Source organism: Anoxybacillus flavithermus (assembly GCF_002742685.1).
Taxonomy (GTDB): Bacteria; Bacillota; Bacilli; order Bacillales; family Anoxybacillaceae; genus Anoxybacillus; species Anoxybacillus flavithermus_E.
This window is the reverse complement of the sequence record NZ_PEDM01000009.1, coordinates 63,072-72,683: the sequence shown is the minus strand read 5'-3', so window position 1 is coordinate 72,683 and position 9,612 is coordinate 63,072. Positions and strand designations below refer to the sequence as shown.

Genomic DNA, 9,612 nt, shown 5'->3' with positions numbered 1-9,612 from the left:
ACCGTACGTACGGTGGTGTGAGAGGACGGAGGTTAATCACCTCCTCCTACTCGATTATGTTTCCATTTTTGTCGTAAACGTATAAATAATAAAATGGCACCAGAAGCCAGACCTGCAATTAAACCTATCCAATATCCAAACGGTCCAGCGGTTGTATAACGGGATAGTATATATCCAACAGGTAAACCGACTAACCAATATGATATGAGCGCAATAAAAAATGGAAAGCGAACGTCTTTGTATCCGCGTAGTGCGCCTTGAATAGGAGCGGCAACAGCATCGGATAATTGGAAAAATAAAACATATAACAAAAACTGTTTCGTCCATTGTAAAACATGTTTATCATTCGTATATAGGGAAGCGATTGTTTCACGAAATAACAATAGAACGATAGAGGCAACAATAGCCATCGTAACGGCGAAAGTAATGCCAACCATGCAATAACGTTTTGCATGCTCCCATCGATTGGCTCCCACTTCAAAGCCGACAATAATCGTTAAAGTGAGAGAAATGCTCAATGGAATCATGTATAAAAGTGAAGCAAAATTCATCGCTGCTTGATGGGCAGCGATTGCCGTTGTTCCGAATTCACTCATTAACAAGGTGACAGCCGAAAAAATGCTTGTCTCAAAAAAAATTGATAGTCCAATAGGTGTACCGATCAAAATTAATTGTTTCCAAATCGATAGCGAAATGGGGCTAAGTTTTTTTAGTATATTGTATGTGGAAAAAGGTGTACGGAAACGAACAAGCAAAAATGCGCATATCAATAAGCACCAATACGTTATACTCGTAGCATATCCTGCACCGACTCCACCAAGTGCTGGGATGCCCCATCGTCCAAAAATAAGCATATCATTCAATAAAATATTTAATGGTAATGAGCATAGTGTTAACGTCATTGTAACTTTTGTTTGACCGAGAGCATCCATAAAGGAGCGGAGAACGTAATAAATAAAGATTGGGACAACGCCAATACATAATGCTCGTAAATATTGATAGGCAACGGTTTCAACATTGCTTTCAATATACATATTTTCTAGTAAAATAGGAACGAGAAAATAAATGATTGTCAACACAAAGCAGGCAAAGACGATCGCTACGTATACCGCTTGCTCAATTGTTTTAGAAATATGTTCGTGTTTTTTTGCTCCAAACGCTTGAGAGACGATTGGTGTTAAACCTGTCAAGATCCCCCCAATTCCCGTAAATATAGCAACCCAAATGTTTGACCCGATGGCTACACCAGCTAAATCAACAGCACTATATTTTCCCGTCATCGTCACATCAAAAAAGTTCATCATATATAAGCTTATTTGCGTGAAAAAAATCGGAAATAGTATATGTAAAAATTGTCCTATTTTTTCTTTTACTGTATATGTTTCTTTCATCGGTTCCTCCAAATGCATGCAAAAATGTCGACAAAATATATTATAACATACCATTTATATATATTCGTAGATAACCCTCTTGCTTTTCATGTTAAGTTTTGTTACATTAAAAAAGTCGTTTTTTATTAAAACATCAGGTGAGGTGACGAATATGCAATTATTACAAACGGCTGTATCATTTTTAAACAACATATTATGGTCGTATGTTCTTATCGCTCTTTTAATTATCTTCGGCTTGTACTTTACATTCCGTACAAAATTTGTCCAATTTCGTTATTTCGGTGAAATGTTCCGTGTCATTACAGAAGGTCCGGAAAAAACAGGTGGGATTTCGTCGTTACAAGCGTTTTTTATGAGTACAGCGTCTCGCGTTGGAACAGGTAACTTAGCCGGTGTAGCGTTAGCCATTTCTGTTGGCGGACCTGGTGCGGTATTTTGGATGTGGCTAATCGCTTTGATCGGCGGTGCATCAAGTTTTGTAGAAAGCACACTTGCCCAAATTTATAAAATAAAAGATAAAAACGGTTATCGTGGAGGCCCAGCGTATTATATCGAGCAAGGGCTCAAGAAACGTTGGCTTGGTATATTGTTTGCTGTTTTAATTACGTTTTCATTCGGTCTTGTATTTAACTCTGTTCAAGCAAATACGATTACATTTGCGTTCGAACATGCCTTTCAAATGGATCGAACATTAGTTGGGATTATACTTACTATTTTGACAGCATTTATTATTTTTGGCGGGGTACATCGTGTTGCAAAGGCATCGTCTATCATTGTTCCAGTAATGGCTGGTTTATACTTATTGATTGCGTTTTATGTTGTATTCACAAACATTACACAATTACCGGCAGTATTGATTTTAATTTTTAAACATGCATTTGGTATTGAACAAGCAGTCGGTGGCGGATTCGGTGCAGCGATCATGATGGGAATTAAACGAGGCTTATTCTCGAATGAGGCTGGAATGGGTAGTGCGCCAAACGCTGCAGCAACAGCAGAAGTTTCTCATCCTGTAAAACAAGGGTTAATTCAAACATTAGGTGTATTTGTTGACACATTAGTTGTGTGTAGTGCGACAGCATTTATGATTTTATTATCAGGCGATTATATGAAAGAAGGGCTCGATGGAATTACTTTAACACAAACAGCGTTAAGCACACATATTGGTGAGTGGGCGAAAGGATTTGTTGCAATAAGTGTATTTTTATTCGCATACAGCTCGATTATCGGAAACTACTATTATGGTGAAACAAATATTGAATTTATTCGTTCAAGCAAAATGTCGTTGTTCATCTATCGCCTTGCTGTATTAGCAATGGTCATTTGGGGAGCTGTATCGAGCATTCAAATCGTATGGGACTTGGCTGATTTATTTATGGCATTTATGGTGATTGTGAATTTAATTTCGATTTTCCTGCTCGGTCGAGTTGCCTTTGGTGCATTACAAGACTATATGTCGCAACGAAAACAAGGAAAAAACCCTGTATTTTACGCGCGGAATATCGGTATCGATCATGAAGTAGAGTGTTGGAAAGAAGAACAAATCAATTGGAAAAAAGAAGCGTAAAAAATGAGGCTGCATGATTGCAGCCTCATTTTTTTGAATAAGCTGGTAGCTCAATAATAAAACATGCGCCGTGACCGAATTCACTTTGCACACGCATCGATCCTTTATGAAGTTCAACAATTTTTCGTGACAAAGATAAACCAAGACCGGTTCCCGTTGATTTTGTCGAGAAAAATGGATCAAATACGTGATGGATAATTGTAGGAGGAATCCCAGGCCCATTATCACGCACATAAATTTGAACGAGATTATTGTGCAATTTTGTTTCAATATTTACGTGTAACGATTTTTCTGTTTTCGCCTCAATCGCATTGCGAAATAAGTTAATGAGCACTTGTAACAGCTGGTTTTTATCGATATAAACAGCATAATGTTGTAATTTTTCATCTAAACGATATGAAAGTTCTACATTATGAAGAAGTGCTTCGCTTTTTAGTAAAAGGTCTACATCATTTTGGATGAAGTGATTTACTTCAATCCATTCTGCTTTCGCTTCATTTGGTTTGGCGATGTTTAAAAAGTCTGTAATAATATCATTTGCTCGATCGAGTTCAGGGATTAAAAGTTGATCAATAAGAGTAACAATATGTTCAGGCAATTGTTCTCTTAAGAACTGCAAATATCCTCGCACAGTTGTTAATGGATTTCGAATTTCGTGAGCAATTCCTGCGGCAATTCGCCCAGCGATCGCCAGTTTTTCTGCTTCTTTCATCTGATTAAGGGACTGAAACATACTAATGACACGTTTAATCGATCCATCTTCGTTATATAAAATGCGTGTATTGACGATGCCGTAATAGCGATCAAGCACTTCACAATTATAAAGTGGCTGTTTTGTCTGCAATGTTTTTAACGTCATAATTTGTTCATCAGGGATATTCAATAATTCACGAATATGTTTTCCGATAATCTCATCTCGGTTTACCCCAATATCGTTTGCCGCTTGCAAGTTGCATAATGTAATGATTCCTTCAGCATCAACAAAAACAATATGATGAGAAACAAGATCAAAAATAGGGGCTAAAAATTGTTCCACTTGTTCAAACGGATAATCTTTTTGTAAATCAATATTCCATTTTAGGGTTGATGATGCGTTGTTATTCTTTTTTACTGTTTCGACCGTTAGGGAAAGTGCATTTCTTTCCTTATTTATTACTTTTCCAAGTTGATAATCGACGTATGAAAACGGAAAATTAACGTGTTCAACAAAACGTTTGTACAATTTTAGTTCTTCCTCAAGTTCATTTATTTTTCGTTTTAGTTGTTTGTAGTTTTCCATCATTCTAACTCCTCATTTTCACTATTTCTATGATGAAGTTTAACGCAAAATGAATGAGTCGACTAGTATGTAAATAGAATTTTATAAAACTATGTTCTAAATGAAAAATGTGATAAACAAAAATAGAAATGAATAAGATGAAAAAGAAAAAACAAGAAAGGGGAGAGAACATGACACCTCAGTTTATGTCTTTCATTGACCCTTATGTTTATCAAACGTTACAAACGATTAGAGGAAAAGAAGTAGTGATTGAAACAGTGCGAGGAAATGCACACGGTACAATTCAAGACGTAAAGCCTGATCATATTGTGTTGAAAAGTAACGACACCCTCTTTTTTGTGCGTATACAGCAAATCGTTTGGATTATGCCGAAATAAAAGGGGGGAGACTAAATGTTTACAAGAATCAACAAACTACAAATTGAACTACCGAAATCCACGTATGCAGATGCAAAGGCAGCAGCAGCAGTCCAAGAGTTGCTCGGTGGGAAATTTGGAGAAATGTCAACGTTAAACAATTATTTATTTCAGTCATTTAACTTTCGGGAAAAGAAAAAACTGAAGCCTTTTTACGATCTAGTGGCGAGCATTACAGCAGAAGAACTAGGTCATGTAGAACTTGTAACAACGGCCATTAATTTATGTCTAACAGGCACGACATATGAAGGTGCGCCCGATGTGACACCAATGCAAAATGGAGCAGATCAACGAAATACGTATCATTTTATCGCTACAGCGCAAACAGCGCTGCCTGGAGATTCAATGGGGAAATCGTGGTCAGGAGATTACGTCTTCAATAGCGGAAACTTAGTTTTAGACTTGCTACACAATTTTTTCTTAGAATGTGGTGCACGTACACATAAAATGCGTGTATACGAGATGACCGATCATCCTGTTGCGCGAGAAATGATAGGTTATTTGCTTGTACGAGGAGGGGTTCACGTCATCGCATATGCCAAAGCTCTTCAAATTGTTACAGGGGTTGACATAACAAAAATGTTACCAATCCCTAATTTAAGCAATGATAAATTTGACGCAGCAAGGAAGTATGAAGCACAAGGTTGGCATAGAAAATTGTATACATTTAGCGAACATGATTATCAAGACGTAAAGCAAATTTGGAAAGGAACACACCCGATTGATGGAGGACAACTTGAGGTTATTCAAGGAACGCCGGCTGGAGCACCAATCCCGGACTTAGAGGCAGTAGAAGAAACATTTGCACCAGGTATTTCATACGAAGATTTTCTTGAAATAGCTAAACGTCTCCAACGATCTGCAGGACTGTAACAATAACAAGCTGTGCCGAGTGCATAGCTTTTTCTTTTACATTTTTATTAATTGAACTATGTTCTAAATAATCAATGTAAAATAAAAAAACAATAATATAGAGAATTGATTGCCTAGTTAAAAATAACATATAATAAAGAAGACACAAAGGAGGATGAAACCATTGATCTCACTACGACATATTGAAGAAGCTCAACAACGAATGAAAACTGTTGTTCATAAAACTCCTCTTGAATTTTCTCAAACATTTAGTCGCTTATCGAATAATCAAGTATACATGAAATTAGAAAATTTACAGAAAACAGGCTCATTTAAAGTGCGAGGATCGTATAACAAAATTATGTCATTAAGTGATGAAGAAAAAAGTCGAGGGGTTATTGCTGCTTCGGCGGGAAATCATGCTCAAGGAGTTGCTTATTCAAGCAATATGATCGGTATCCCATGCACAATTGTCATGCCTAAGGGAGCGCCATTAAGTAAAATTCAAGCGACACAAAGTTATGGGGCAAACGTCATTTTACACGGGGACGTATTTGATGAATCGTTGGAGTATGCTCGAAAGTTACAGCAAGAAACAGGAGCAACATTTGTTCACCCCTTTGATGATCCAGCTGTGATCGCTGGCCAAGGTACAATCGGACTAGAATTATTCGAACAACTAGATGATATTGACGCAGTGATTTGTCCGGTTGGAGGAGGTGGTTTGCTTGCGGGTATAGCTATTGCAATGAAACAAAAAAACCCATCTATCCGTGTATATGGTGTTGAATCGACTGCTTGCGCGAGCACGACAGCAGCGAAAAAACATAATCAACCGATTATCATTAACCCATCAAATACCATTGCAGATGGCATCGCTGTAAAACGAATTGGAGATTTAACTTTTTCATACATACAAAAATATGTCGATGATATTGTTTGTGTTGAAGAAACCGATATTTCACGGACGATGTTATATTTGCTCGAGCGAAATAAATTGCTTGTTGAAGGTTCGGCAGCTTGCTCACTAGCAGCTTTATTGTACAAAAAAATCCCACTTGAAGGGAAAAATATTGTCGCCATTTTAAGTGGGGGGAATGTCGATGTTACACTCATTTCCCGCATCATTGAACGAGGACTCGTTGAGTCAGGGCGCTTTGTTACATTTGCAACAGTTATTTCGGATAAACCGGGACAACTCAATAAATTGTTGCGCATTATCGCCGATTTAGAAGCCAATGTCATGTCCATTGATCATCAACGAATGGGCACAAACGTTCTTCCAGGGCAAGCAGAAGTTCGATTCTCCCTTGAAACAAAAAATGGGGAGCATATTGATCAAATTCAACATGTGTTAATCGAATCTGGTTACACCATTCGCCGTCTTGACTAAAAATGTGAATCGTCTATCTTTTTTCTCTCTACGTAAAACAATGCTTTCAAACTAACGTATTTTCTACTATTATTAAATTAAATAAACGCTTGATTTAAAGGTGGGGAGAGAAATGAAAAAAATGGAATTTTTTATCGTTCCGCATCCACGGGGAACCGTGCGAGTAGACGTGTATAGAAAAAACGGATCATACGAAGCGCATGCGAAATTTAAAGATGTGGCCACAGCACAAGCTAGCGGAAATGATAAACATTTAGCAGTATTACAAGCGCTACATGAACTCGCTAAAGTTTTAAACAAATATAAAGGTTCTTGAAGGAGGAATTAATGATGATTCATTTAAACTGGCATGAGCGTCCAACGATCAAAACAGTTGTATGTAACCATACGAACGCAGAAAAATACATTGTACATAACGTATTAACACCAGGCAAAGAATATGAAGTAAAAAATGAAACAGATGATTTTTATTTTATTATTGATAACCGTGGTAAAGTCGGTGGATATTATAAGCATTATTTTACAGAAAAAGCGGTGTAATGCCGCTTTTTTTTCATTTTCTACACAACCTTCTCAAATAAATTTCACAAATGTGTACTATACTGACTTACGGATTGAATGAAAATGAGGGGGATCGTTAGTGATGAAAAAATGGATCGTACTGTTGATCTGTGCACTTTTCTTCGCTCTAGCAGGGTGCAACAACAATCAAGCGGAGGATAAACAAGAAGAAACAAAACAAGCAGAGGAAAAACAAACAGAACAAAACAAAGAACAATCAAATGAAGAAGATGTATTCGCGAAAGCAGCAATGGCTGAACCCGATGAAAACACTGTATGTGTGTTTTGTAACATGAAAGTATATCCAAAAGAAAATGAACTCGGCAAATTCACAGCGAAATCTGTGACAGAAAACGGTGACGTCTTGTTTTTTGATGACATCGGGTGTTTATTTAACTACGAACGCGATCACGGTGAAGCTGCAAAAAAATATGTACGCGATTACAACACATTCGAATGGATTGAATTACAAAATGCGACAGTAGTGAAAGCAGACATTAAAACACCGATGAACTACGGATATGCGTTTTTTGCAAAGAAAGAAGATGCTGAAAAGTTTGTAAGCGAACAACCAAATGCAACGATCGTATCTTGGGAAGATGTTGATCAAATTGCTCATGAGCGTTATATGAAAAAGAAACAAATGATGCAAAACAAAAATGATGAACAAGGTCACGGTCATGGCGACAATATGCAACAAGATGGTCATCAAGATGGAAATATGAACAACGATGGACACAGCCATAATTAAAAAGCTGCCTTTTGGGCGGCTTTTTAATTTTTTGAAAACTACAATTAACGTATTGTTAGATATAAATTGGAATAACATTTCTTCAAAGGTTGCTATTTCACAAGTCACTTCTGAGCCTACATATTATAGCATTGTTGTTTATGCAGGAACTATCTCAGGCTCAACCGTTTATGCTACCGCAGATTATTGGACGTATGGCTTTTTCGGATGGCGTCAAGTAAATCCGGAGGATGCAAGGGATCGTTCAAGAATTCGACTCAATACACCTCAAATGAACACACTAACTTCTGCTGAATCAACTGACGTTATTATTCACGAATTTGGATACGCACTAAGCTTGAGACATAATGACAATTCAGGTGCCTCTGTAATGAAGGAGTATGAACTAACAACATACGGATCCCCTCAACAGACGGATAAAGACCATCTAAAACAAAAATGGGGAAATTAATAGATGAAAGGTTCATCACCACAACATGTACTTGACAAATGATACACTTCTCTAAACAAGTATATGCAAAAATACTAGTTTGCTGGTTTTTCCTTGGAAACATAAGTAGGGCATATTATGAAAAAATCAAGTACAACTTTTGGTGAAGAGCCAGATGAAAGGAGATATTACGAATATGAAAAAAAATAAGATTATCATTGTTTCAATAGCTCTGTTAGGTTTTATTTCTCTCGGCTCAAGTCTATGGTATATGTCGGCTGATAAAAAAGTAAGTTTATCAACTATTCATGCTAAACAAGTATCCTTTAACACAGTAGATGAAATCATTACCTTTTCTCAACTTGTTGTCACTGGAAAACCAATTGAAAGTGAGAACTTCGTAACATTCGATGAAAGAGGGTTTACAGTAGATGCGTATACAATTACTCAGTTTAAAATAAATAAGGTCCTTGAAAATAGAACTACTCACGATTATAAAGCTGGGGATATTATCAAGGTAGCTGAACCAAGCTACGTTTACGATAATGGTATTATGCCCGGAAAGACTAAATTTTCAATTAATAACTACCGAAACATGGATAAAAACCATAGCTACATGCTGCTTCTTGTGCCCGATTTTAAATACGATGACCTGTACGTAATTTCTGTTGTCAATGAGGGTAAACACAACATTGATATTCCTGGTAATGATGGCGAAAAAGTTGGCGTGCCTCAAGAAGCAAAGAATTATAAATTTAAAGAGGAATTAATGAAAAAATTTAATTTAAAGTAATTCAGATTTTGACATTCAGTTCTTTTCAAAACATCTTGTTCCCCCATTTATTCATCGTCTTTGGCGAGGAGACCTCCACTTCAAGTGTTAGCTAAGTGAGGGTAGTTGACTAAAAGACCTGTACGTTCAGGTCTTTTTCTTTGTTGGCAAAAGCCACTTATATTCGGTAATATAGTGTT

Annotated in this window: 11 protein-coding genes; 9 read left to right on the top strand and 2 right to left on the bottom strand. The window is 36.9% G+C overall.

Annotated elements, in window-relative coordinates; all coding sequences use genetic code 11:
* Positions 1-32: 32 nt before the first annotated feature.
* Positions 33-1,391, bottom strand: coding sequence for an MATE family efflux transporter (locus tag CS060_RS06420; protein ID WP_035050181.1), 1,359 nt, complete (start codon positions 1,389-1,391; stop codon positions 33-35).
* 151 nt (positions 1,392-1,542) lie between these two features.
* Between CS060_RS06420 and CS060_RS06415 the strand changes: the two genes are divergently transcribed.
* A complete protein-coding gene (locus CS060_RS06415; RefSeq protein ID WP_035049978.1) occupies positions 1,543-2,958 on the top strand; it encodes an alanine/glycine:cation symporter family protein in 1,416 nt (471 codons plus the stop codon).
* Positions 2,959-2,983: 25 nt separating this feature from the next.
* On the opposite strand, the gene CS060_RS06410 is transcribed toward CS060_RS06415, so the two are convergent.
* Positions 2,984-4,237 carry a two-component system sensor histidine kinase NtrB gene (locus CS060_RS06410; protein ID WP_099668793.1) on the bottom strand — a complete coding sequence of 418 codons (1,254 nt, stop codon included), beginning with the start codon at positions 4,235-4,237 and terminating at the stop codon, positions 2,984-2,986.
* A 170-nt stretch (positions 4,238-4,407) separates the two neighbouring features.
* Between CS060_RS06410 and CS060_RS06405 the strand changes: the two genes are divergently transcribed.
* From CS060_RS06405 to CS060_RS06370, 8 genes are all read left to right on the top strand, one after another.
* Positions 4,408-4,614: a YuzF family protein gene (locus CS060_RS06405; protein WP_035049982.1), complete on the top strand. Its 207-nt coding sequence runs from the start codon at positions 4,408-4,410 to the stop codon at positions 4,612-4,614.
* A 15-nt stretch (positions 4,615-4,629) separates the two neighbouring features.
* Positions 4,630-5,526, top strand: a complete 897-nt coding sequence (locus CS060_RS06400; protein WP_035049976.1) for a manganese catalase family protein — start codon at positions 4,630-4,632, stop codon at positions 5,524-5,526.
* A gap of 163 nt (positions 5,527-5,689) precedes the next feature.
* Positions 5,690-6,898, top strand: coding sequence for a threonine ammonia-lyase (ilvA, locus tag CS060_RS06395; RefSeq protein ID WP_035049981.1), 1,209 nt, complete (start codon positions 5,690-5,692; stop codon positions 6,896-6,898).
* Positions 6,899-7,010: 112 nt separating this feature from the next.
* Entirely contained in the window at positions 7,011-7,214 is a 204-nt protein-coding gene (locus CS060_RS06390) for a hypothetical protein (RefSeq protein ID WP_035049975.1), read from the top strand.
* A 14-nt stretch (positions 7,215-7,228) separates the two neighbouring features.
* Positions 7,229-7,438, top strand: a complete 210-nt coding sequence (locus tag CS060_RS06385; protein WP_006318546.1) for a DUF6501 family protein — start codon at positions 7,229-7,231, stop codon at positions 7,436-7,438.
* 103 nt (positions 7,439-7,541) lie between these two features.
* Entirely contained in the window at positions 7,542-8,210 is a 669-nt protein-coding gene (locus CS060_RS06380) for a nitrous oxide reductase accessory protein NosL (protein WP_035049973.1), read from the top strand.
* Entirely contained in the window at positions 8,191-8,661 is a 471-nt protein-coding gene (locus CS060_RS06375) for a zinc metalloprotease (RefSeq protein WP_035049971.1), read from the top strand. The genes CS060_RS06380 and CS060_RS06375 overlap by 20 nt, the downstream gene beginning before the upstream one ends.
* Positions 8,662-8,815: 154 nt before the next feature.
* Entirely contained in the window at positions 8,816-9,433 is a 618-nt protein-coding gene (locus tag CS060_RS06370; RefSeq protein ID WP_099668792.1) for a hypothetical protein, read from the top strand.
* Positions 9,434-9,612 lie beyond the last annotated feature (179 nt).

Excerpts from the sequence above, each read along its gene's own strand:
- CS060_RS06400 (WP_035049976.1), top strand. The coding sequence starts at position 4,630 with ATGTTTACAAGAATCAACAAACTACAAATTGAACTACCGAAATCCACG.
- CS060_RS06370 (WP_099668792.1), top strand. The coding sequence starts at position 8,816 with ATGAAAGGAGATATTACGAATATGAAAAAAAATAAGATTATCATTGTT.
- CS060_RS06420 (WP_035050181.1), bottom strand. The coding sequence starts at position 1,391 with ATGAAAGAAACATATACAGTAAAAGAAAAAATAGGACAATTTTTACAT.
- CS060_RS06385 (WP_006318546.1), top strand. The coding sequence starts at position 7,229 with ATGATTCATTTAAACTGGCATGAGCGTCCAACGATCAAAACAGTTGTA.
- CS060_RS06405 (WP_035049982.1), top strand. The coding sequence starts at position 4,408 with ATGACACCTCAGTTTATGTCTTTCATTGACCCTTATGTTTATCAAACG.
- CS060_RS06375 (WP_035049971.1), top strand. The coding sequence starts at position 8,191 with ATGGACACAGCCATAATTAAAAAGCTGCCTTTTGGGCGGCTTTTTAAT.
- CS060_RS06380 (WP_035049973.1), top strand. The coding sequence starts at position 7,542 with ATGAAAAAATGGATCGTACTGTTGATCTGTGCACTTTTCTTCGCTCTA.
- CS060_RS06390 (WP_035049975.1), top strand. The coding sequence starts at position 7,011 with ATGAAAAAAATGGAATTTTTTATCGTTCCGCATCCACGGGGAACCGTG.
- CS060_RS06415 (WP_035049978.1), top strand. The coding sequence starts at position 1,543 with ATGCAATTATTACAAACGGCTGTATCATTTTTAAACAACATATTATGG.
- CS060_RS06410 (WP_099668793.1), bottom strand. The coding sequence starts at position 4,237 with ATGGAAAACTACAAACAACTAAAACGAAAAATAAATGAACTTGAGGAA.